This is a genomic window from Gemmiger formicilis, from assembly GCF_016900095.1.
Lineage (GTDB): Bacteria > Bacillota > Clostridia > Oscillospirales > Ruminococcaceae > Gemmiger > Gemmiger formicilis_A.
In genome coordinates this window covers 1-21,893 of the sequence record NZ_JACJJP010000014.1, presented here as the reverse complement: position 1 = coordinate 21,893, position 21,893 = coordinate 1, and the positions used below count along the sequence as shown (strand labels likewise).

Annotated in this window: 19 protein-coding genes and 2 riboswitches; of the genes, 3 read left to right on the top strand and 16 right to left on the bottom strand. The window is 57.9% G+C overall.

Annotated elements, in window-relative coordinates; translation table 11 throughout:
* Nucleotides 1-6 precede the first annotated feature (6 nt).
* Genes mltG through recD2 form a run of 8 tightly spaced genes read right to left on the bottom strand, consistent with a single transcriptional unit; the run spans nt 7 to nt 10,439 of the window.
* Entirely contained in the window at nt 7-1,320 is a 1,314-nt protein-coding gene (mltG, locus tag H6B15_RS08205) for an endolytic transglycosylase MltG (protein ID WP_204647516.1), read from the bottom strand.
* A gap of 60 nt (nt 1,321-1,380) precedes the next feature.
* Entirely contained in the window at nt 1,381-2,226 is an 846-nt protein-coding gene (locus tag H6B15_RS08200) for a GNAT family N-acetyltransferase (RefSeq protein WP_204647515.1), read from the bottom strand.
* Nucleotides 2,227-2,259: 33 nt separating this feature from the next.
* A complete protein-coding gene (locus H6B15_RS08195; protein WP_204647514.1) occupies nt 2,260-2,934 on the bottom strand; it encodes a dTMP kinase in 675 nt (224 codons plus the stop codon).
* Nucleotides 2,927-3,709 carry an FAD-dependent thymidylate synthase gene (gene thyX, locus H6B15_RS08190; protein ID WP_204647513.1) on the bottom strand — a complete coding sequence of 261 codons (783 nt, stop codon included), beginning with the start codon at nt 3,707-3,709 and terminating at the stop codon, nt 2,927-2,929. Before thyX ends, H6B15_RS08195 begins: the two co-directional genes overlap by 8 nt.
* 15 nt (nt 3,710-3,724) lie before the next feature.
* Nucleotides 3,725-6,331, bottom strand: a complete 2,607-nt coding sequence (locus tag H6B15_RS08185) for an ATP-dependent helicase (protein ID WP_204647512.1) — start codon at nt 6,329-6,331, stop codon at nt 3,725-3,727.
* 57 nt (nt 6,332-6,388) lie between these two features.
* Nucleotides 6,389-7,462, bottom strand: coding sequence for a rod shape-determining protein (locus H6B15_RS08180; RefSeq protein ID WP_204647511.1), 1,074 nt, complete (start codon nt 7,460-7,462; stop codon nt 6,389-6,391).
* The gene (locus H6B15_RS08175; protein WP_204647510.1) at nt 7,459-8,229 is read right to left on the bottom strand and encodes a phosphoribosyltransferase family protein; all 771 of its coding nucleotides are present in this window, start codon (nt 8,227-8,229) and stop codon (nt 7,459-7,461) included. The genes H6B15_RS08180 and H6B15_RS08175 overlap by 4 nt, the downstream gene beginning before the upstream one ends.
* Entirely contained in the window at nt 8,226-10,439 is a 2,214-nt protein-coding gene (recD2, locus tag H6B15_RS08170; protein ID WP_204647509.1) for an SF1B family DNA helicase RecD2, read from the bottom strand. The genes H6B15_RS08175 and recD2 overlap by 4 nt, the downstream gene beginning before the upstream one ends.
* A 177-nt stretch (nt 10,440-10,616) precedes the next feature.
* Between recD2 and H6B15_RS08165 the strand changes: the two genes are divergently transcribed.
* Nucleotides 10,617-11,141, top strand: a complete 525-nt coding sequence (locus H6B15_RS08165; protein WP_204647508.1) for a DNA topology modulation protein — start codon at nt 10,617-10,619, stop codon at nt 11,139-11,141.
* Between the two features lie 60 nt (nt 11,142-11,201).
* On the opposite strand, the gene H6B15_RS08160 is transcribed toward H6B15_RS08165, so the two are convergent.
* The 3 genes from H6B15_RS08160 to H6B15_RS08150 form a co-directional block, all read right to left on the bottom strand.
* Entirely contained in the window at nt 11,202-11,672 is a 471-nt protein-coding gene (locus tag H6B15_RS08160; RefSeq protein WP_204647507.1) for a GNAT family N-acetyltransferase, read from the bottom strand.
* A gap of 185 nt (nt 11,673-11,857) precedes the next feature.
* Nucleotides 11,858-13,009: a methionine adenosyltransferase gene (gene metK, locus H6B15_RS08155; protein ID WP_204647506.1), complete on the bottom strand. Its 1,152-nt coding sequence runs from the start codon at nt 13,007-13,009 to the stop codon at nt 11,858-11,860.
* A gap of 130 nt (nt 13,010-13,139) precedes the next feature.
* A riboswitch (SAM riboswitch) is annotated at nt 13,140-13,237 on the bottom strand.
* Nucleotides 13,238-13,339: 102 nt separating this feature from the next.
* The gene (locus H6B15_RS08150; RefSeq protein WP_204647505.1) at nt 13,340-13,936 is read right to left on the bottom strand and encodes an ECF transporter S component; all 597 of its coding nucleotides are present in this window, start codon (nt 13,934-13,936) and stop codon (nt 13,340-13,342) included.
* A 147-nt stretch (nt 13,937-14,083) separates the two neighbouring features.
* Nucleotides 14,084-14,207: riboswitch (FMN riboswitch) on the bottom strand.
* Between the two features lie 168 nt (nt 14,208-14,375).
* Between H6B15_RS08150 and H6B15_RS08145 the strand changes: the two genes are divergently transcribed.
* Nucleotides 14,376-15,470 carry a mechanosensitive ion channel family protein gene (locus tag H6B15_RS08145; RefSeq protein ID WP_204647504.1) on the top strand — a complete coding sequence of 365 codons (1,095 nt, stop codon included), beginning with the start codon at nt 14,376-14,378 and terminating at the stop codon, nt 15,468-15,470.
* A 44-nt stretch (nt 15,471-15,514) separates the two neighbouring features.
* On the opposite strand, the gene H6B15_RS08140 is transcribed toward H6B15_RS08145, so the two are convergent.
* The 5 genes from H6B15_RS08140 to H6B15_RS08120 all read right to left on the bottom strand — a co-directional run bounded on the left by H6B15_RS08140 (nt 15,515) and on the right by H6B15_RS08120 (nt 19,900).
* Nucleotides 15,515-15,976, bottom strand: a complete 462-nt coding sequence (locus tag H6B15_RS08140) for a hypothetical protein (protein ID WP_204647503.1) — start codon at nt 15,974-15,976, stop codon at nt 15,515-15,517.
* A gap of 14 nt (nt 15,977-15,990) precedes the next feature.
* On the bottom strand, nt 15,991-16,512 hold the full coding sequence (locus tag H6B15_RS08135) for a DinB family protein (protein WP_243424335.1): 522 nt from the start codon (nt 16,510-16,512) through the stop codon (nt 15,991-15,993).
* A gap of 71 nt (nt 16,513-16,583) precedes the next feature.
* Entirely contained in the window at nt 16,584-17,915 is a 1,332-nt protein-coding gene (locus H6B15_RS08130) for a glutathionylspermidine synthase family protein (RefSeq protein ID WP_204647502.1), read from the bottom strand.
* Nucleotides 17,902-19,140, bottom strand: coding sequence for a glutamate-cysteine ligase family protein (locus H6B15_RS08125; RefSeq protein WP_204647501.1), 1,239 nt, complete (start codon nt 19,138-19,140; stop codon nt 17,902-17,904). The genes H6B15_RS08130 and H6B15_RS08125 overlap by 14 nt, the downstream gene beginning before the upstream one ends.
* Before the next feature lie 253 nt (nt 19,141-19,393).
* Nucleotides 19,394-19,900 carry a CarD family transcriptional regulator gene (locus H6B15_RS08120; RefSeq protein WP_204647500.1) on the bottom strand — a complete coding sequence of 169 codons (507 nt, stop codon included), beginning with the start codon at nt 19,898-19,900 and terminating at the stop codon, nt 19,394-19,396.
* A gap of 421 nt (nt 19,901-20,321) precedes the next feature.
* Here H6B15_RS08120 and H6B15_RS08115 point away from each other — a divergent pair, with 421 nt between their 5' ends.
* On the top strand, nt 20,322-21,731 hold the full coding sequence (locus H6B15_RS08115; RefSeq protein WP_204647499.1) for a uracil-xanthine permease family protein: 1,410 nt from the start codon (nt 20,322-20,324) through the stop codon (nt 21,729-21,731).
* The last annotated feature ends 162 nt before the right edge of the window (nt 21,732-21,893 follow it).

Here is a 21,893-nt window from a genome sequence, read left to right as displayed (position 1 = left end):
CCTCTCTTAGCCTTGCGGCCAACCGGCTTTCTCACAATTCTGGTAATGTTCGTCCGCAGTCTTGGCATAGAAGTACTGCCCCGGGTAATCCCCGCTGGGATTGCCGGTGACGAAGAAGAAATACCCTTCGTTCAGGAACTCTTCGTCCGGGTTCAGCGCGGCCTCAATGGCATCGATACCGGGGTTGGAAATGGCGCCCGCCGGCAAACCGCTGATGCGGTAGGTGTCGTAGGCATTGAGGACCTCTTCGGGAATGGTGCCTTCCTGAGGCCAGCCCATATACTCCGCCATAGGCGAATTCCACAGATAGTTGTTGTCACCGTCCTGCATGATATCGCTGCTGGCGTTGGATTCCAGCTTATGCTCCGCCCACAGCGGATCGTCGGATTCCAGCCGGTTGTGGAAGCAGGCACTGACCTTGGCATCCTCCGAAGCAAGCCCCGCTTCCTCCTGGATAAAGGACGCCAGGATTACCACCTGATCCAGAGTCGTACCCTTTTCTTCAATGGTGGACATCAGGCCGGAAGTCTTGGTATCGAATTCCGAGTACAGACGGTCCACGATATCATAGACACTGGCATCGGAGTAGAACTCGTAAGTGTCCGGGAAAAGATAGCCTTCACACTTCAGCAGGCGGCCCTCATTGTCGGGAATCTCATTCCAGAATTCATACTGGCTGAAATCAGACCCGTCTTTTCCTTCGGCGCAGTTCAGGAAGGTGTCCACACTGTCCACCAGGCCCTGGTCCACAAAGATCTGGGCAATGCCCACGGCGGTGGTGCCTTCCGGTATGGTCACCCGCACGGTGTCCCGGAAAACTTTCTGCTCAGACAGGGTGGTGATGATATCGTTGTACGACATGCCGGCATGCACCTGGAAATCGCCGTACTGCAATCCACTGGCACGGCCGCTGTATTTGGTATACAGCTTGAACAGCCAGTCATACTTGATGATGTTGTTCTGCTTGAGCACTGCGGCAATATCTGCCACCGAAGAGCCCTGCTCCACCGACACGGTCACTTCCTGACCGACGGAGCCATGGCCGTCCACCTCGCTGTAAAACTGCATCATCTGCCATCCGGCCACAGCCACCAGCGCCAGCACAACCAGCACAATCACAAGCCCCACCGGGAAACGGCGTTTCTTGCGCACAACCACTTCTTCCTCTTCCTCATACGGTTCCGGATCCTCAAAACCGCCGTCCTGGGCCACATCGTAAGCGCGGCGCTGCGGCTGTTCCGGCGCCGGAACACGGCGGGAAGGCTGTGCTTTTTCCTGTTTGGTGGAAGAAGATTTTTCCGGTTCACGATTGATCTTCATCTTTTTGCTCCTTTTCACCCGCACAACTGCTGTTCAGGTGTATTGTTACAGGGCTCCGCTTTACTGCAGCAGCCGGAAATACACGTCCGTGATGGGAAACGGCTGGGATAGAAACCGTATCATGCCGTACCCGCATCGTTTGCCGGCCCCCAGGTACAGGGTCTGGTTTTCCGCCAGAAGAATACTGGCATAATGAGCGCCGGTTTTTTCCCGCGCTGCCTGCAACAGCAGATCGGCGCAGTGGTCGTTGTCGGCCTGCAGTTCCATCACCTGCAAGACATCATCCTGCTGACAGAACAGGCCGTATCCCCTCTGGTTGGAAACAATGGTCATCCCCTTGCGGTACAGACGGGTGATCATTTCGGTTATGGTGGACTCCGGCAATATGATGCACGCCGGCTGGTACCGCATGCGGGTGTCAATCAGGCGCCGCACGGTCAGGTTGTCAAATTCCGCCACCGCCCGAAGGTTGTGCTCGATGGGTTTGCGCACCATCCGCAGCGGAAAAGCGTTTTGAAACCCCAGCTTCTTCAGGCTTTGCCCGACTTGGGGGGAGGGAGGCACCGCAACGGCAAAATCGTATCCGCCGGCCGCGTAAGCGCGCAGGCAGGAATCCAGAAGGTGGCTCATCAGACCACGTCCTTGCAGTTCAGGACGGGTAAGCATGCCGCAGAACCAGATGCCCCGCCGGTGCCCGCATTCCACCGGCACCGCTCCCAGCAGTGCTGCCGGAATGCCCGGCTTGCCATCGGTTCCCGCCCGCTCCAGAACCAGAACGTTGTCCAGGCCCGCTATGTTCCGAAGCCAGGAAGAGGCCTCTTCCCGGTCTGTACCAAAAGCTTGTGCGCGCAGCTGTGCCAGGGTGTCCAGATCCTGCACAGTTGCCTTACGCAGAACAGCGGCCATCGGGTCCACCTCCTTCCCTGCCGGTTGAATCCTTTACAGCACGTCCGCCAGTTTGGAAAGCACTTCCTGGTGAATGTCTTCCACGCTGCGCATGGTCTTGACGCCGTCTTCCATCTTGGTGCAGACAATCCGCCGCCAGCCCAGTTTACGGGCGCAATATTCGGCGGCCGCCCGGGAACGGGCCAGATATTCGGCATCCTTCTCCTGGATGTCCATCTTGGTCTGGTCCCCGTGATAGCGCTCCGCAATCAGTTTCTGGGAGACATCCACGTCCACCGAAAGATAGACAACGGCATCCGGGGCCGGAATGCCCATCTTTTTGTATTCAAAGTCAAACAGCCATTCCAGAAAACCGTCCCAATGCATGGGCGGCAGCTTGGAACACTGATGCACCGCGTTGCTGGTGGTATATCGGTCGGAGATCACCAGCCCACCGCGGCGATAGAAATCGCCCCACTTTGTCTTGTAGCTGGCAAAGCGGTCCACCGCATAGAAGGTGGAGGAAGCAAAGGCGTTCACATCGTCCGGCTTCTGGCCAAACTGACCGGAAAGGTACATTTTTACCAATGCTGAGGAATCGCTTTCATAATCCGGGAAGGTGATCTGCCGCAGGTCCTGTCCGCGTTCGCGGAGGGTACGGCACAGAAGATCGGTCTGTGTGCCTTTGCCGGAACCATCCAAGCCTTCAAAGATGATCAGTTTACCCATGGGTGAGAACCCTCTCTTTCATTTCGGAATATTTCTGCCGGACCTGTGCCTGACGACCGCAGCACATGCGGCCTTCGGGGCAGGGCCCGGTCAAACAGCGCGGCCCGGCCGCCGCAAAGATATGCGGGGCCAAGGGCAGCACCAGTTCCAACATACGGTCCGCCACAGCACGGATCTCCCACTGTGCGCGCTCGCAGCAGCGCAGCTGGAAGAAATTGATGAGACTGCGGCAGTTCATGGTCATAACCATTTTGGTCTCACAGGCATTGGGCAATACAAAACGGGCGTCTTCATTGGCCTTTTTGGACGCCTTGGCGCGGGCAGCTTTCTCATCCAGCCCCTGTGCCATAAAGGTCTTAGTGTGTGCGTCTTCCAGCGTCTGCACCAGGTCCAGGTAACGGCGGGCATCCTCGTTCATGGATTCAATGAACTGCTGCTTTGCCTGGGGAATGGCCTCAATTTCCGGCGGAATCACATAGCGGAAATCTTCCAAGCGGACATAGCGCTGGCTTTGCACGCTGAAAGAGGCAATGCGATGCCGGGTGACCTGGGCCAGGAAGGTGCGGCTGACCCCTTCGATACCAAAGGTGAAGGAGGCATGCTCGATGGGACTGGCATGTCCCACATCGTTCAGCCGCTGCAGAAAGGCAGCTGTCTTTTCCGGTGTAAGGCCATCCAGCAGCGTTTCGATATGGGCATCGGAATAGCACAGCTTGGCCGCAGCGGCCACCGTCTTTTCCGGGTCGTTGGTATGGGCGATCAGGTTGACCAGCATGTTGTATCCTCCCGTTTATTCCTTGGAAAGTTTTGTCAGCGGCGCATAGTTTGCCATGGTCTTTTTGACGCCGACCCGGTCAAACTGAATTTCCACAATGCAGTCCCCCGCCACCGGCGTGACCTTGATGACCTTGCCACGCCCGAACACCTTGTGATCCACAAAGTCGCCGGGCGCAAAACCGGCCGCCTTCTTTTTGGGGGCGGAGGCCGGTGTTTCCAGCAAGGTGGAGGAGCCGCCCCCGGCCGGGGCGGCACTGCGGGAAGAACCGTATCCGGCGCCGAACCCGCTGCCGGGGACTGTATGATGTCCCACGCCGCGGGGGCTTTCGTGGCCGCCGGTGGCGGCAAACCCACTGCGGAATCCGCCGGAAGAACCATAACGGCTGCCGAACCCGGCGTTGTACTCGCTGTTGAGATAGCCTCGGGACGCGCCGGAATACCCGCTGCGCCCGCCGGGCACATTGGTAGAATAGGTGCCATATCCCGCCCCGAATCCGCCGCCGGCCGCCGCCAGTTCTGGGCTCTGGGTCTCTTCCAGCAGATCGGGATCGATCTCACTGAGGAAATCGGACGGCGGATTGCGCCGGGTCTGGCCAAAAATCATCCGGCTTCGGGAAGAAGAAAGATACAGCTCCTTTTTGGCCCGGGTGATTCCCACGTAGCAAAGGCGCCGTTCCTCCTCCATGTCTTCCTCGCTGTAGCGGGCCAGGTCGCCGGGGAAAACGCCGTCTTCCATGCCGATGATAAAGACATACGGGAACTCCAGGCCCTTGGCGCTGTGCAGGGTCATCAGCGTGACCGAGTCGGCGTCCTCATCATAGGAGTCGATGTCCGCAATCAGCGCCACCTCTTCCAGGAAGCCGGAAAGGGTTGCGTCCTCCCCGTTCTGGTCGGCGTAGGTCTTGACCGAGTTGACCAGCTGGCCCAGGTTCTCCAGGCGGGTCTCCCCCTCCTCCTTCTGCGCCTTCAGCATGGCCTCGTATCCGGTTTTGCGGATGACCTCCCCCACGAACTCATCCAGAGGCAGGGTCACCGAAAGATCACACAGGGTGCGGTACATATCATAGAACGCTCCCAGTGCTGAGGCCGCCCGGGCTAGCGCCGGATAGGTGGAGGCTTCCGAGATGATCTGCAGCATGGGAACCCCGCGGGAAGCCGCCAACTCCGCAATCTTGTCCACAGTGGTGGCACCGATCTTGCGGGCGGGTTCGTTGATGATGCGGCGCAGCCGCACATCGTCCCGGGGATTGACCACAACGGCCAGGTAGGAGTTGATATCCTTGACTTCCTTGCGGTCAAAGAAGCGCTGGCCTCCCACAATGCGGTACGGAATACCCGCCCGGGCGAAATACGCTTCCACCGGGCTGGACTGGGCGTTCATACGGTAGAGCACCGCGTGGTCCCGCAGGCTGGCGCCGTTGCGCAGATTTTCGCCGATGATGTCGGCAATATGGCTGGCCTCGTCCTGTTCACTGGCAGCGGTGTAATGCTGCACCTTGGCGCCGGTGCCGTTTTCGGTCCACAGCGTCTTGCCCTTTCGGCCGTTGTTGTTTTTGATGACGCTGTTGGCGGCATTCAGGATGTTGGAGGTGGAACGGTAGTTCTGTTCCAGGCGGATGGTCTTGGCACCGGTGAACACCTTTTCAAAATTCAGGATGTTTTCAATGGTGGCGCCGCGGAACTTATAGATGGACTGGTCATCGTCACCCACCACGCACACATTGTTGGTACCGCCGGCCAGCAGGCGAACCAGATGGAACTGCGCCACGCTGGTATCCTGGTATTCGTCCACCACAATGTAGCGGAACTTGTTCTGGTAATACTCCCGGGCTTCGGCGTCTTTTTTCAGCATCTGGACCGTATGGAAGATCAGATCGTCAAAATCCATGGCGCCGGCGGTTTTAAGGCGTTCGGAATAGGCGGTGTAAATTTTGCTGACCAGCGCCGCCTTGGTATCCTTCGGCGGTTCAGACGCCACATCCCGGGCAGACAACAGCTTGTCCTTGAAGGCACTGATGCGGGCCACCGCCTGCTTGGGGGGCAGGAACTTGTCATCGATCATCAGTTCTTTATAGATCTGTTTGATGACCCGCTGCTGGTCGTCGGAATCGTAGATGGTGAAACTGGTGGGGAAACCGATGCGCTCGGCGTCCCGGCGCAGAATCCGCACGCAGGCGGAATGGAAGGTGGAGGCGAAAACGTCGCTGCCCACCGTCTCCCCCAGCATGGCTTTCAGACGGTCTTTCAGTTCCCCGGCGGCCTTGTTGGTAAAGGTGATGGCCAGCACATTCCACGGCCGGGCCGGAGACACCGCCAGCAGGCGCGCCTGGTCCGCGGAAGGCATGCGTCCGCTTTCCATGGTGGCCCGCAGGTGGTCCACATCTTCCTGGGTGACCGGACGGCAAACTTCCCGGCTGCCGTGGGCCTGACCGAAGCGGATAATGTTGGCAATGCGGTTGACCAGCACGGTTGTCTTGCCGGAACCAGCGCCGGCCAGGATCAGCAGCGGACCTTCGGTGGTAAACACCGCCTGGCGCTGTACCGGGTTCAGGCGGGTAAAACAGGATTCGATATACTGGTCCCGCAGTTGAAGATATTCATTCAAAATGGCGTCGGGCATAGGTGTTTTCTTCCTTTACTGCTGCAATCTGTGTAAAAAAGACAAAATCATAAGTGTTTAGTATACCACAAAACCCCATGCATGGAAAGGGTCACGGGGCCCCATCAGGCGGCTTTTCCATACCTTGGGTGTGGCGTCCCGGAACCCGGCCGTCAGATACTTGCCCAGAGACAGGCTGGCCGCCGTACCGCGAGCCACGCAGTTCAGCGGATCGGGGGCAATGGCCACGTCCACATGCAGTTCCCCGGCCAGGTATCCGGCCAGGCCCCGGAGCATGGACCCGCCGCCGGTGAGCAAAATGCCGTTTTTGCCCACATCAGCCGCCAGTTCCGGCGGGGTGCTTTGCAGCACATTATGGGCGGCAGCGGCAATGCGGGCGGCCAGTTCCCGGACCGGCTCGTACAGATCCCGGGTATAGATCAGGCGGCGGGCCGGCAGATTGGTCTCCCAGGAATGGCCGCGGACTTCCATCACGCCTTCAAACTCGCTTTGGAAGCAGCAGGCCACCTGCTTTTTCAAGGCTTCGGCGGTCAGCGGGCCGATGGCAATGCTGAATTTTTCCTGCACATACTGGGCGATGCAGTTGTCAAAGGCGTTGCCGGCCACCGGCAGGCTGGCGGCACGCACCCGTCCCCCCATGCTGATCACCGCGATATCGGTGGACCCGCCACCGATATCAATGACCATACAACCCTTGGGTGTGCGGATATCCAGTCCCGCTCCCAGGGCGGCGGCTACCGGCTCGTCCACCAGGTACACCTGTTTGGCGCCAGCTGCCATCACCGATTCCACCACCGCGTCGGCCTCGATTCCCGTAATAGCTGCGGGCACACACACCGCCACCCGGGGACGGATCAGACGGGAGGGGCACACCTGGTTGATGAACCGCACAATCAGTTCATTGGTCATCCGGTGGTCCTGGATAACGCCGTCCCGCAGCGGACGGATGATATCAATATAGCGCGGCGCACGCCCCACCATACGAAGGGCATCCTCCCCCACAGCGATGACGGTATTGGAGCGGGTGTCCACCGCCCCCACGCTGGGTTGACGGAAGATCACGCCCTGTTGTTCGGTTGCAATGATGATGGAACTGGTTCCCAGATCAATGCCGATATCATATTGCTTCATTTGCTCTGTTTCTCCTGCGTTTGCCCTTGCTTGGGCAGACGTTTGTTCGGGGGTAAGTCTTCCTTGGCGGCCACGCTAACCGCAAACACCGAAACTGCACCGCCCTGCAACAAAGCCAGGGCACAGGCGGAAACGGTGGCGCCAGTGGTGATAATATCGTCCACCAAAAGAACACGCATACCGGACAAATCGGTTCCGCGGCGGCAGGCATATGCCCCGCGGGTGTTCCTGAGGCGGGCATTCAGATCCAGATTTTTCTGGGGCTGCATCTTGCGCGTGGTGTACAGCGGGTACGCCACGGGAATGTCCAGAATCCGGGACAGGCGTTTTGCCAGCAGACGGGGCATGGTACCTGTACCGGGCCGCCGCGGCGGCACCGGCACAATCAAGGTGTAGGGTTTCAGTTCCCCCGGCGCTGTGTACGCCGGACGCCCCGCCGCAGCGGGCGCAGCCTGTGCACCGAACACACGCACAGCCATCAGGTCCGCCAGCTCCCTGGCATACCAGGGGTTGCCGTGTCCCTTGCACATAAGAATGGCGTAGCGGACGGTATCCGCATAATAAAAAGCGCTGGCTGCCCCCGACACCGCGTAAAATTCATGCTCCGTGGCGGGAAGCCGGGGCGGATCATGGGACAGCCGCTCCACCTCCGGCAGACAATTCCGGCAATGGCAGCCGGCCACCGCATCGGCTCCCAGAAGCTTGCCGCAAAAGGGACACCGCCGTGGCCAGATCAGAGCCGCCAGCCGTTCCGGCAGCGCGTTCACGATTGATGACGGACCGCATCCGCCAACAGGTAGCGCAGTCCGCTGTAACGCAGATTCTGCCGGACGTTTTCGGTCATGGCCTGCACCGTGCGCCCCATACCCGTGATGATGCACAGCTTTCTGGCGCGGGTCACACCGGTATACAGAAGATTGCGGTAGCACAGGCGGGCGGGCACATCCGCTGCCGGGATGATCACCGCCGGAAATTCCGAGCCCTGGCTCTTGTGGATGGTCACCGCATAGGCGGGCTCCAACTCAGCCAGCTGATCGGCGCCGTACACATATTTGCGGTCATCCATCATGACGGTCACACTGCGGGCCGACGGGTCCACCTCGGTGATGATGCCCAGGTCGCCGTTGTAAGCGCCCACACCTGCTTCGGCACCGGAACGCTCATAGGGAATGTCATAGTCATTCTTGATCTGCATGACCTTATCCCCCAACCGCAGTACCCGGCCGCTTTGCTCCCAGGCGATCTGGGGTTTGTCCGGCGAAGGCGGGTTCAAAACCGCCTGCAGCCGCCGGTTCAGTTCCACACTGCCCGTGGGGCCCACCTTGGTAGGGCAAAGGACCTGAATGTCCCGCACGGGGTCGAAACCGTAGGTGCGGGGCAGCCGGGTGGATACCAGGTCGCACACCAATCGCTGGCAGGCGGGGCCGAAGGATTCGATCATGAAAAAGTCGTCATCGTGTCCCCCCGTACGGGGCATCTCCCCGTGCACGATCCGGTGGGCATTCTGGATGATCAGGCTCTTTTGCGCCTGCCGGAAGATTTCGGTCAAACGCACTGTGGGCAGGATATCCGCCCGCAGAATCTCGCTGAGAATGTTGCCGGGCCCCACACTGGGAAGCTGGTCGGCATCCCCCACCATGATGATGCGACAATGGGACTGCGCCGCCGCCAGCAAGGCCTGGAACAGCTTGACATCCACCATGCTCATCTCATCCAGGATGATCACGTCAAAGGGAAGCAGGTTCTTTTCGTTGTGGATGAACCGCACCGTACCGGTGGAGTAATCCACTTCCAGCAGCCGGTGAATGGTGGAAGCGCTGTGCCCGGTGAGTTCGCTCAGGCGTTTGGCGGCACGGCCGGTAGGGGCACACAGGGCCACCCGGTCGTAAAGCCCCTCGTACAGCGTCAGGATCGCGTTGACCGTGGTGGTTTTACCGGTGCCGGGGCCGCCGGTGAGTACCATGACCCGGTTGGACAAGGCCATCCGGATGGCTTCCCGCTGCAATGGTGCATAGGCAAACCCCTGGGCCATTTCCAACACCCGGATATCATTTTCCAGAGTTGGCGGCGCCTCGGTGGGATAGGTGGAAATTTCGCCAAGGCGTGCGGCAATGTCCTCCTCCGCACTGAGAAGGTCCGGCAGGTAGATGTACTCGGTGCCCTCATAGGTGCGGGCACGCATCTCCTCGGTGTTCAGCAGTTCATCCAGTGCCTGTTCCACCCGCTGGGGTTCCTGGCGGATAAACCGGGCCGTGGCGTCGGTCAGCTTGGCCCGGGGCAGACAGGTGTGCCCGTTGCCCGCATTGTGCCGCAGAGTATACAGCAGCCCTGCGGCAATGCGCAGGCTGCTGTCCGCCCCCACCTGCAAGGTGTTGGCAATGGCATCCACCTGACTGAATTTCAGGTTCAGCGGTTCCCCGCAAAGCATATACGGATTATTGTTCAGTGCTTCCACCGTGTGGGGGCCGAAGGCGCGGTAGGCCGTCACCGCGCTTTGGGCCGAAAGCCCGAAACGTGCCATCCAGGCGATGACCTCCCGCACACCGTACAAGCGGCGGAACTCGTTAGAAATGGCCGCGGCTTTCTGGGGCGTGATTCCTTTCAGCTCGCACAGCCGGTCCGGCTCCTCCGCAATCACGGTCAGGGTTTCGGCCCCGAACTTGGCCACCATCTTCTTGGCGGTGGAAGAGCCGATATAGGGCAGCACACCGCTGGCCAGGTAGCTCTGAATGGCCGCCGTATCCTGGGGCAGTGCCGCTTCGCAGGTCTCGGCCCGGAACTGTTCCCCATAGTTGGGATGGTTGGTCATCTGCCCGTACACCACCACCGACATTCCGTTGTCGATACTGCCCACATTGCCGGAAACGACCACGTCGGTACCGCCCGCGTTGACTTCGAACACCGCATAACCGGTTTCCTGGTTTTCAAAAATCACGTGTTCCACAACGCCTTCCAGTTTCAGCAGTTCCCCGGGCATGGCCATTTCCTCCTTTCTTTGTCTTTTGGACAGAATCACCCAATATACTTTTATATTATAGCCAATCCCCCCTTATTTGGCAATGCCGTTGACAGGGCTTTCCTTTTTATATATAGTAATAGTCTGTGCCATTGTTTGGCGATGTATCGTAGGCCAAACCGGAAAGGAAGGTTCGGAATGAAGATCAGCATTATCGGATACAGCGGCAGCGGAAAATCCACCCTGGCCGCCGCGTTCGGGCAAAGATACCATCTGCCGGTTCTGCACCTGGACACAGTGCAGTTCGGCCCCGGCTGGAGCGAGCGGGACCGGGAAGAAAAGCTGGCCGACGTGCGCACCTTTCTGGACAGCCATCCCGACGGCTGGGTCATGGACGGAAACTATACCAATCTGTACTATGACCGCCGTCTGGCCGAGTCCGACCTGATTTTCTTTCTGGATTTCGGGCGCTGGACCTGCCTGTACCGAGTTTTATCCCGATACCTGCACTACCACGGAAAAACCCGGGCGTCCATGGCCAAGGACTGCGCGGAAAAAATCGACGCCGAATTTCTTCATTGGGTCTTGTGGGGCGGCCGGACCAGAGAGAAGGTGCAGCACTATGAACACGTGCTGCAAGCCTGGCCGGAAAAAGCGCACCGCATCCGGAACCAGCGGGAACTGGACGACTGTTTCCGACGGTATAGTCTTGAAAAGCCATAAGCAAAACGGCCCCTGCCTCCCTGTACGGGCGGCGGGGCCGTTTTGTTGGTGATACAGATTTTACAGGATGACTTCCATGCCGATTTTCTGGGGCTTGAGACCGCAGGATTCATAGAACCGCTGGGCGTTGTCGTTGCCGGACCATACGTTCAGGGTCACGTTGTAGCAGCCGTGTTCCCGGGCATAGGCCAGGACCGCCTCGTACAAAGCACAGCCGATGTGCTGGCCGCGGCAGGCTTCATCCACACAAAGGTCGTCGATGTACAGTGTCTTGATATCGGTCATAATGGTATTGTCGAGATACTGCTGGAAAATGCAGAACGCATATCCCAGCAGACGATTGTTATCATCCACCGCTACCAGAATCGGGCGCTTGTCATCCGCAATAATGGCGGCCAGCTCTTCGTCCGTATACTTGCGGCCGCCGTTCTTGAACAGATCCGGGCGGGCTTTGTGATGGACCAGCTCCACCTGCATCAGCAATTCATCAATGCGAGGCATGTCACAGGTTTCGGCTCTGCGGATTTTCATAAGCAATGCGCTTCCCTTCTGCATATTTCATTTTCTTTTTGATACACAAATAATTATACATCCGAATCGGCGTTTTGCAAGTTGTTCGCACCACGTAAAAACAGGCTCCGCGCCCCGGCTGCCCGGAAATGACAGCCGACGGACACAGAGCCTGTCTGTTTTTATTTTTTGTGGAAAGCTGAGGATTACAGGGAGGCAACCGCCGCTTTCAGCGCGTCCACACGGTCGGTGTTCTCCCACTTGACGCCCAGGTCCTCACGACCCATATGGCCGTACGCCGCCAGTTTGCGGTAAATGGGCTTGCGCAGATCCAGATCACGGATGATGGCCGCGGGCCGCAGATCAAAGACCTTTTCCACCGCCGCTTCCAGCTTGTCGTCCGCCACCGTGCCGGTGCCGAAGGTATCCACCAGGATGGAAACCGGTTCTGCCACGCCGATGGCGTAGGCCAGCTGCACCTCGCACTTGTCGGCCAGACCGGCGGCAACCAGATTCTTGGCCACCCAGCGGGCCGCATACGCAGCGGAGCGGTCCACCTTGGAGGGGTCCTTGCCGCTGAAAGCGCCGCCGCCGTGACGGGCATACCCGCCGTAGGTATCCACAATGATCTTGCGGCCGGTCAGACCGCTGTCACCCTGGGGACCGCCCACCACGAAACGGCCGGTGGGGTTGATGAAGTACTTGGTATTTTCGTCCAGCAGATTCGCCGGGATGGTGGCCTTGATCACCTTTTCCATCACGTCGGCATGCAGCTGCTGCTGATCCACTTCAGGGCTGTGCTGGCTGGAAATGACCACCGTGTCCACTCGGACCGGCTTGCCGTCCACGTATTCCACCGTGACCTGGCTCTTGCCGTCCGGACGCAGGTAAGCCATTTCGCCGTCCTTGCGCACATGGGCCAGACGTTTGGCCAGCTTGTGGGCCAGGGAGATAGGCAGTGGCATGAGTTCGGGGGTCTCGTTGCAGGCATAGCCGAACATCATGCCCTGGTCACCGGCCCCGGCCACTTCATCGTTGGTGCCCAAGGCAATATCCGGGCTCTGGCCGTCGATGCTGGTCATAACACCGCAGGTATCGCAGTCAAAGCCATACTTGGCGCGGTCATAGCCGATATCCTTGATGACGCTGCGGGCAATGCCGGGAATGTCCACATAACAGCTGGTAGTGATTTCGCCCATGATGTGCACCAGACCGGTGGTGCAGGTGGTTTCGCAGGCCACGCGGGCGCCGGGGTCCTGGGCCAGAATGGCATCGAGCACCGCGTCGGAAATCTGGTCGCAGATTTTGTCGGGATGCCCCTCGGTAACGGATTCGGATGTAAACAGGTACTTGGACATAGGTAAGCTGCCTCCTTGAAAAAATGCTGGTCAGAAAGGCAACTTGACGAAAACCTTGCATGTGTTTTCCGCCGCAGGAAAACGCAGCAAAAAGCGCGTTCCCCACACACGGCGGGAAACGCGCACAAAACGCTTATCTTTCGGTTTCCCGCAGGAATTGGCACCTTACGCATTGCGCAGGTTGCCGGGCTTCACTGGGCCTGTTCCCTCAGCCGCTCTTGATAAGTCACCTTATTCTGATGTCGTGATGTATAATACCATACCCCAGATGGGATGTCAACGATTTTTCGTCCGTTTTGTGACACTTTTGGACAAGTGTCCTACAAAAGCTCAGCGGCGGCCGTGCAGAATCGGAGACAGGGGCTTGTAGATCAGGAAGCAAATGACAGAATCGAGAAGACCTTTCACAAAGGTGAAAGGCAGGTTGAACATGACCAGGCAGAACAGCAGGCTGGTGGCGTTGGGGTTCAGTTCCTGGTACGCGCCCAGGATCAGATCCATACCGCCGAACATCTGGGCATACACCGGGTAGGTGATGAAGTAGTTGACCGGCACGCTGATCAGGGCCATGACCACCGAACCGACCAGGGCGCCAACAACGGCCATCTTGCGGCTCTTGTGATGTTTATAGATCAGCCCTGCCGTAACGGTGAACGCAGCCCCCAGCAGGAAGTTGCACACTTCGCCGATGCCGCCGGTGGAGCCGTGGAAGATGGCGGCCAGAATGTTCTTGATCAGACAGACCGCGGCGCCGTACACAGGGCCCAGGCTGAAGGAAGCCAGCAGGGCCGGCAGTTCCGAAATGTCCATCTTGACAAAGAACGGGATGAACATGGGCAGGCTGAAATCCACCATCATCAGCACAAAGCCGATGGCAGAAAGCATGGCGGTTACAGTGAGTTCGCGGACGTGATTTTTGGTTTTCATACAAATACCTCCCGGCCGTTGCGGCCCGATCATAAATGTGAAAGCCGGTTGCCACAGCTGTCGGGAGGCCTGTTTTTCCTGCCAAGCAAAAATGCCCTGCCGCAAAGGATGCAGCAGGGCACGAAAAGCACAGCAAATAAAGCAAAGCTTCCGTTTCTTCCATCCGGACTATACCGTCGGCTCCGGAATTTCACCGAATCAGCGGCTGCCAAAGCAGCCGGTCGCGGGCTTTACCGCCGGTGGGGAATTTCACCCCGCCCTGAAACAGACTTTCTGAGCATCAGTATAGCACAGTCTACAGAGATTGCAAGTGCTTTTTTGTGCAGATTGTTTTGACCTTGACACGACCGGCAATTCAAGGTATCCTTACCACGTACGGAATTGATCGTACGCAAGCTCAAATTCAGCCTGTTTTTTGTCTGTACGGGAGTATAAATCAATGGCATTTCAAGAATTCTGGACTCTTTTCATGGGCCTTATCAACACCCACAATGATCTTCTTCGCATTCTGCTCACCGCTGTCCTGGCTCTGGCAGCGGTGTTCGGCACCCGGTTGTACCGGGCGCTGATCCGCACCATCCGGGCCCGGCTGCTCCGGTTTATGCCGGAGTGGCTGCGCATCCTCTATGATGGCTTTTCCGGTTCCCTGGTGTTGCTGCTGCGGGCTTTCCTGATTTATCTGGCCGTGCTGGCTTTCCCTTTGCCCCTGACACCGCAGCAGACCGCCTTGCTGGCAGGCCCGGTGTTCGGTGCCGTTGCCATCCTCCTGCTGGGATTGGGCTTCTGGCGCAGCGAGAACCTCTGCGGTTTGCTGCTGCGCAGCGCCCAGAATCGCCTGGACCTGGAAAGCAACAAAACCATGACCCGCTTTTTTGAAAAGATTTACCGGGCATTGGTGGTTGTCATTACCATCCTGGCCACGCTAGAGCTTTTCGGCGTCCCGGTAGCGGGGCTCATGGCCGGCGCCGGCGTTGCCGGTCTGGCTGTATCCCTGGCCGCCCAGTCCACCCTGTCCAACCTGATTGCCGGCATCACCCTGGTGATGGAACGGCCTTTCGGCATCGGGGATTACATCATGCTGGGCAGCTTTGAGGGCACGGTGGAGGAGATTTCCTTCCGCTCCACCAAGCTGCGCACACCGGACAACTGCCAGATCACCGTGGAGAACTCCAAGGTCAGCGCCGAATATATCCAGAATGTCACCGACCGCAACAGCCGCCTGTGGAATTTTGTGATCGGCGTCACCTATGACACCTCCCGCGAAAAGATTGAAGCCCTTTGCCGGGCCCTGACCAAACTTTGCAAGGCAGAGCCCACCGCCCAGCCGGAAACCGTCCAGGTCTGCCTGACCAACTTCGGTGCTTCCAGCATTGACATCGACGTGCGCATGTATGTGACCGCGCTGAGCCTGGCGGATTTTCGTGCCATGAAAAACCGTCTGAACCTGCAGATCATGGACCTGATGGAAAAAGAAGGCTGCTCTTTCGCCTTCCCCTCCACCAGCGTCTATCTGGAAAAAACGTCCCAGTCGTAAAGCAAGCAGCCCGACCAAACCGGCCGGGCTGTTTTTTGTATGGTTCAGATTTCTCGCCGACAATCCAACAGGAAAAAGTCGGTTCCCCGCTCGGTGCTCACCGTGATGATAAAGCAATAAGCTGTATCGATCCGGTATTGCAGGGCGCCGTCCGCCGTGACACGAGGCGTATAATCCACCTTTTCGATCAGATCCGAATCAGTCTCCGGCACAAAGCCGTCCCTGTCCGGATTGGCAAAAGCGATGCTCACCTGCTCAGGAAAAACACCCTGCCAGGTCAGCGTCACCGAATGCGGTGCGGTCAGCAGACAGGTTTCCTGCCAGTGGCGCCGGTTGTCCGGACACCAGAACGTTTCCGACTCGGCCACTTCCCCACCGGACACCGTCATCACCACGCCGCTGTTGGGCAGAGTCCCCTGCCATGCCGGTGTTTCCTCCGCCTTAGCGCAGGAGACCAGCACCGCCAGAACCAACAGCAGCACTGTCAGCTGAAGCCAGTGTTTCATGGGGCAACTTCCTTTCATTCATAAGGGTCATAGGGGCCCAGGGGAATCTCGGTACCCAGATCCAGCACCCGCGGGCACAGCCCTGTAGCGGCCTGAACAAATCCCATCAGCATCCCCAGATGCAGATGCAGGTGCCGGTATTGGGCCAGAATCAGGGTCATGCGGGTCCATTCGCAGCCTTCCGGACGCTGCAAGAGATCCTCATCATGCAGGGCGGGCAGGTATAGCGAAAGTTTGGCCTTGATGGTATGGAAATAATCGTTGATCTGCCGCCGGCTCAGCCGGGTGGCCGGATAGATGGCCAGGTCCTGCAAAAGCGGCGTATGGATGGGCGGTTCCACAAAATCTCGGTCGCGGGGATTGATGAACCACTGGTCCAGCCCGTGCAGCATGTGATAGATATGCTGCCATAACGGTGCTCCGCCATAGGGTTTGTCCCACAGATCATCCGGAATACAATCGATGACATTCTGGGTTTCCCACAAAGCGCGCACGGTCATCTCGGTCAATATGGCATGGTAAGATGATTCCCGCATGGACTGCGCCCCTTTCCCGTTTCAAACGGTTCTTTGGGCTAGTATCCGCAGAAAAGCCGTCCCTCATTCATTCAGTCTTCCACCAACAGGGTGGGCAAAGTTTTTTCGCTGTACTGAGAAGAGATGATGGGGGTCAAGGATACCCGGGAATAGACCCCCTGGGCCACACCGTCATAGGTATAGATACCGGTCAGATTATAGTACCGGTTCAACCCGAACACATCCCCGTTGAGACCGTAGTTTTCGGTCACATAAGGCGTGTGGAATGCCTGCAGCAGATATCCGGTATGGGGTACGCTGCGCACGATTTCGGCCCACCGGTCGGTATCGTACTCCACTCCCGCATACACACCGCGGGATCCGTAGGAATCGGTGGGCTTGAGAATCCAGCGGTCTTTATCTTCCAGCACCTGCTCCAGATGCTCTGCGCCGAATTCCGCCGTATAGGGCACATGGGCCTCTATATAGGCACGCTGTGTTTCATCCAACATCTGCAAGGTGCGCGGAAGATGCAGCACGCGGAACAGTTCCTTGTTGTGCACAATCTGGGTGTGGAAGTCCCCCACCAGAAGCACGGCACCGTCCCGGGCCGCCTGCAGCAGGGCGGTACTCTCCTCATAATGAGCCAGCACATCGCTGGTTACCGCCCGGCGGTAGATCATATCAATCTTTTCTCCGGAATCGCCGGTCAGCCTATGGCCGTCATACCGCAGAGCCCGCACATCGCAGACTTCCGCCGGGATACCCGCCTGCTCGAAATGCTGCCGGAAGATTTCGAACTCATTGACCGTGCCGCATTCCATATAGTCCACGATGGCCACACGGGGAACCCCGTATCCGCCGGCGCGCTGCCAGATCCGCTTCATGGTTTCGACCCAGCTGTCAAACAATTCGCAGCGGCGGGTTTTGTGGGCAGCGGTAAATTCCCGGTACACCGCCGACAGCTGCTGGGCATTGTGCAGTTCACGGTCTTCGTTCATGGCGCTGGCGCCATCGGTATTGAATTCACAGAAGGTGTAGTCCCCCGTCTCCTCGTTGTAAAAGAAGTCGATACGCGCCATGGGCAGCAAGGAAGGCTGCCGGTTGGCCCGCAGAATCAGCTCTTCCACCCGGGAATCAAAACCGAACAGAGCCCGATAGGATGCGTCCTGTTCATACTCATCCATCACCCGTGCAAAGATGGAGTACAGAATTTTCATATCTGCCTTGATGGCCGCAAACTGGGATTCGGTCAGCAGTTTCGGCTTGAAGCAGGTGCGGACATACTCCCCGTGGTGAATGGCGGTGGAGTGTTTCATATATTCGACAATGGCGTCAAAGTCCCGCCGCAGCGCCGCCGGATCCCGGCGGGCCATGGCAAGATACTCGGCATCCAGTGCCAAGGCGTTGTTAAAGTGATTCATAGTCAGTCACCGTTTCCCGGATGGTCTTTTTCTGTGCGGCCAGGGCAGCCAGCGGCTCCAGATTGCGTCGGGCATCCGGCGTGGTCACCCGGCTTTTGGCCTGGGCCATCAGCCAGGCGACCTCATCGGCCACCGGACGCCCGTACACTTGTGCCTTGTATCCGTTGCAGCAGATTCCCACCTTGGCTGCCTCAATATCCGCCACCGTCACACCTGCATAATGGCGCAGAATCCCGTCCTGCGCCGCCGGGCTGGACAAAACAGCCTTGACCAATTCGGCATAACCGGCCACATAGGCCGCCGGCATGCTGTCGGCCACACGGAGTTCGATATAGCTTTTCAGTCTTACGTCGAAGAAGAACATGGACAGCACATGCTCGATCTCCTCCCGGCCCATGGAAGAGGGATAGACTTCAAAGGCCGACTTGCGGCCCACACCTTCGGTGCGGGGGCCGCGGCGGGACACCACCAGCGGTTTCTGCAAGATATAATCGGCGTATTTTTCAAAGCCGAAATCCTCATCCATCAGGATGGGTGGAATCCCGCAGCGGTCCGGATCCACATCATTCCAGATGGAAGTCCGCACACTGTAGGTATGATTGGGTTCTCCCTCATACACCGGCGCGTTGTCCGTCAGCAGTGCCAGAAGGGGCGCGATCAGGCAGGCCACACGGTATTTGCGGACAAAGTCCTGCTCACTGAAATAATCCACCGATACCTGGGTGGAGGCAGTGGCACGCATCATCTGCATACCATGGTGTCCGCGCTTTTGAAAATAGCGGTCCATGACCTCGTACCGCTTTTTCGGAATCAGAGGCAGCGCCGATGCACGCCGTGTGGGATGGTACCCAAGGTTGTAGCCGCGCATGCCAAGCTTGGACAAAGCCCGGTGCAACCGTGCGGCAAACCCCTCATATACCGCCATCAGACGGCTGACACTTGGCTGGGGAAGGATACTGATTTCCAGCTGGCAGGCCGGTTCCAACGAAAGCGCATAGGCATCATTGTAGAAGCCTACATACTCCCCTTCCATCACCACAGGCACATCCCCGCTTTGCTGCAGGGTTTGCATGACCTGCTGAATCTGCTCAAAGCTGACCGGAGTTCCGTCAGCCTGGGTAATAAAATGCTCAACTTCCAGCCCCACTGTCATCCTTCCGTCGGTCTTGCATCCCGCCAGAAAATAGTTGACCAGGGCTTCTTTTTGTCTTCTCAGGTTTGCCAAAATACCCTCCTGTTTCCATGCATACCCGGCGGAAGTTGTCTTCCGCTCCCTACGGCATACACATAGGTATTGTACACCCATCAAAAGATAAAAGCAATGGCTGATGCCGGTTGCCAGCAAGCATTTTCGGGCGCTTTTCCGGCCTGATTCTGCCTCTCTTTTTCAGTTTGGGCCGCTATGCGCACAAATACGCTGCAAGTATCCCCAAAAAGCAAAACGGCCGGGCCAGCAGACGCTGTGCCCGACCTGAAATTTATGCGTCCGTTTGCCCCAAACAGGCACGGATGTAATCCGGCGTTTCCTCCCGGTTCATTCCCAGCGCATAAGCCAGTTCCCCATACAACTGATCTTCGGCGGCATGGAAGTATCGTTCGTCCACACTGGTGGCCCGCCGCCCTTTTTTCTGGCGCTGGGCGCGGCGATGGTACAATGCCTTCAGCAGGCCTGCCAGTGCCCGGCAATCACAGGTGTGCTGAACCTGGGAAAACAATGTTTCCCGTCCCTTTTCCTCCGGAATTTCCAGTTCCGGAACCTGAGGCAATTCACTTACAATCTGTTGGGCTTGTTCCCGGGTGATCGGCGGACGAACCACCACCCGGTCATTGTCAATGGGGGCATAGATCACAAGTTCCGGATGGTAATACGGCCGCAGCGTATAGTACAGGCGGCCCCCCGGGCCTCCCAACTGGAGCGGCCCCACTGCCGCCACCTTGCAGACACCATGTTCCCCGTACACGATAATATCCCCAACGTTATACATGATACCCCATCTTCTTTCTTTCACTTAGCTTCGTATATTTTTATTATAACACAAAAAATGGAATCCGGCAAAGGCAACTGTGCGTATAAACGCGATTTTTGGTGATTCTGCTCCGTACAGCTCCCCCTATATACGGTCATTTTTGCGCAAATTGGAATTCCTGCCTGTTTTTTCGCTTTTTCTGCGCTCACTTTCTGTAAAGCGAATTAACTTTACGCCTTTTCTATCATCGGAAAAAACAGCCATAGCCGGATTTTACCGGCAACCGCCACAAGAAACTTTACGTTTTCACGATCCCTATTGAATAAAAGAGAGAATTTGGAAAACAATGGCTGTTTTTGGCAAAAAATTGTGTGAACTGCCGTCCATCTTTGCTATAATGTTGTGTGTTCGTTTTATTACAGCCATTCGGGAGGATATAATGGAAAAGACACAGCAATACTCGACTCCCTACGAATTTGAAGGAAAGCTGCCTTTGCGGCAGGCCATTCCTCTGGGGCTTCAGCATGTGCTGGCCATGTTCGTGGGAAATCTGACCCCTATTTTGATCATCACCAGTCTGTGCGCCGCCGGCGGCGGTGCCGAAGAATTTGCGGCAATTCAGGTGTCCCTGCTTCAGAACGCCATGCTGGTGGCAGGACTTGTGACCCTGGTGCAGCTTTTCGCCATCGGACCTGTGGGCGGCAAAGTTCCCATCATCATGGGCACCAGTTCCGGGTTTATCGGCGTTTTCCAAAGCGTGGTCAAGGTCATGGGCGGCGGCATTGTCTCCTATGCGGCCATTATGGGCGCATCCATTCTGGGCGGCCTCTTTGAGACGGTCCTGGGCGCTTTTCTGAAGCCGCTGCGCCGGTTCTTTCCCGCCGTGGTCACCGGCACGGTGGTGCTGTCCATCGGTCTGTCTCTGATCAGTGTGGGCGTCGGCTCTTTTGGCGGCGGCACTTCCGCCGCCGATTACGGTTCTATCGAGAACCTGCTGATTGCCCTGGCCGTCATGGTCATTGTCCTGATCTTGAAGCACGGCGCCAGGGGGCTGGCCAGTTCTTCCTGCATTCTGATCGGCATCATTTGCGGCTATGTGATCTGTGCAATTCTACCCTTGTTCCTGTCCACCACCGGTGTCACCGCCGACGGCGTGGAATACACCAAAGCCTGGGTTCTCAATTGGGACAAGGTGGCGCAGGCGGACTGGTTCTCTGTACCCCAGCTGATGCCTGTAAAGCCTGTCTTTGACTTGCGGGCCATCATCCCTGTCATGATCATGTTCATTGTGACTGCCGTGGAAACCGTCGGCGATATTTCCGGCGTGACCGAAGGCGGCATGGGCCGCGAGGCCACCGACCAGGAATTGGCAGGCGGCGTCATGTGCGATGGTCTGGGCTCCTCCTTCGCCGCCCTGTTCGGTGTGCTGCCCAACACCTCTTTCAGCCAGAACGTGGGCCTGGTCACCATGACCAAGATTGTCAACCGCACCGCGCTGGCCTGTGGTGCCGTGTTCCTGGTTCTCTGCGGTCTGCTGCCCAAACTGGCAGCCATTGTTTCCATCATGCCCCAGAGCGTTCTGGGCGGCGCTGCGGTCATTATGTTCTCTTCCATTGTGATGAGCGGCATTCAGCTGATCACCCGGGAGCCCCTGACGGCCCGCAGCATGTCCATCGTCTCGGTGGCCCTGGGCCTTGGATACGGCCTCGGCGCCAACAGTGCCGTTCTGGCCGGTCTGCCCCAGGCGGTTCAGCTGATCTTTGGCGGTTCCGGCATTGTGCCCGCCGCTTTTGTGGCCATTCTAATGAACATTCTGCTGCCCAAAGACAAGGTTGAATCTGAGGCCTGATCCCGCAATTCCAAATCAAAACCACCCGTTGAACGGGTGGTTTGAACAGGCCCTATAAGGGCCTATCTCCTGTGATCGCTCCCTAAAGGGAGCCCCGAAAAGTCTGGCAACCACACTTTTACCACGGGCCGCCCCCTACTCGGGGGCATTTTTTATGCCTTC

Bases quoted from the DNA above. Each gene is read 5' to 3' on its own strand.
- mltG (WP_204647516.1), bottom strand. From the start codon at position 1,320: ATGAAGATCAATCGTGAACCGGAAAAATCTTCTTCCACCAAACAGGAA.
- H6B15_RS08200 (WP_204647515.1), bottom strand. From the start codon at position 2,226: ATGGCCGCTGTTCTGCGTAAGGCAACTGTGCAGGATCTGGACACCCTG.
- H6B15_RS08195 (WP_204647514.1), bottom strand. From the start codon at position 2,934: ATGGGTAAACTGATCATCTTTGAAGGCTTGGATGGTTCCGGCAAAGGC.
- thyX (WP_204647513.1), bottom strand. From the start codon at position 3,709: ATGCTGGTCAACCTGATCGCCCATACCAACGACCCGGAAAAGACGGTG.
- H6B15_RS08185 (WP_204647512.1), bottom strand. From the start codon at position 6,331: ATGCCCGACGCCATTTTGAATGAATATCTTCAACTGCGGGACCAGTAT.
- H6B15_RS08180 (WP_204647511.1), bottom strand. From the start codon at position 7,462: ATGAAGCAATATGATATCGGCATTGATCTGGGAACCAGTTCCATCATC.
- recD2 (WP_204647509.1), bottom strand. From the start codon at position 10,439: ATGCCCGGGGAACTGCTGAAACTGGAAGGCGTTGTGGAACACGTGATT.
- H6B15_RS08165 (WP_204647508.1), top strand. From the start codon at position 10,617: ATGAAGATCAGCATTATCGGATACAGCGGCAGCGGAAAATCCACCCTG.
- H6B15_RS08160 (WP_204647507.1), bottom strand. From the start codon at position 11,672: ATGAAAATCCGCAGAGCCGAAACCTGTGACATGCCTCGCATTGATGAA.
- metK (WP_204647506.1), bottom strand. From the start codon at position 13,009: ATGTCCAAGTACCTGTTTACATCCGAATCCGTTACCGAGGGGCATCCC.
- H6B15_RS08150 (WP_204647505.1), bottom strand. From the start codon at position 13,936: ATGAAAACCAAAAATCACGTCCGCGAACTCACTGTAACCGCCATGCTT.
- H6B15_RS08145 (WP_204647504.1), top strand. From the start codon at position 14,376: ATGGCATTTCAAGAATTCTGGACTCTTTTCATGGGCCTTATCAACACC.
- H6B15_RS08140 (WP_204647503.1), bottom strand. From the start codon at position 15,976: ATGAAACACTGGCTTCAGCTGACAGTGCTGCTGTTGGTTCTGGCGGTG.
- H6B15_RS08135 (WP_243424335.1), bottom strand. From the start codon at position 16,512: ATGCGGGAATCATCTTACCATGCCATATTGACCGAGATGACCGTGCGC.
- H6B15_RS08130 (WP_204647502.1), bottom strand. From the start codon at position 17,915: ATGAATCACTTTAACAACGCCTTGGCACTGGATGCCGAGTATCTTGCC.
- H6B15_RS08120 (WP_204647500.1), bottom strand. From the start codon at position 19,900: ATGTATAACGTTGGGGATATTATCGTGTACGGGGAACATGGTGTCTGC.
- H6B15_RS08115 (WP_204647499.1), top strand. From the start codon at position 20,322: ATGGAAAAGACACAGCAATACTCGACTCCCTACGAATTTGAAGGAAAG.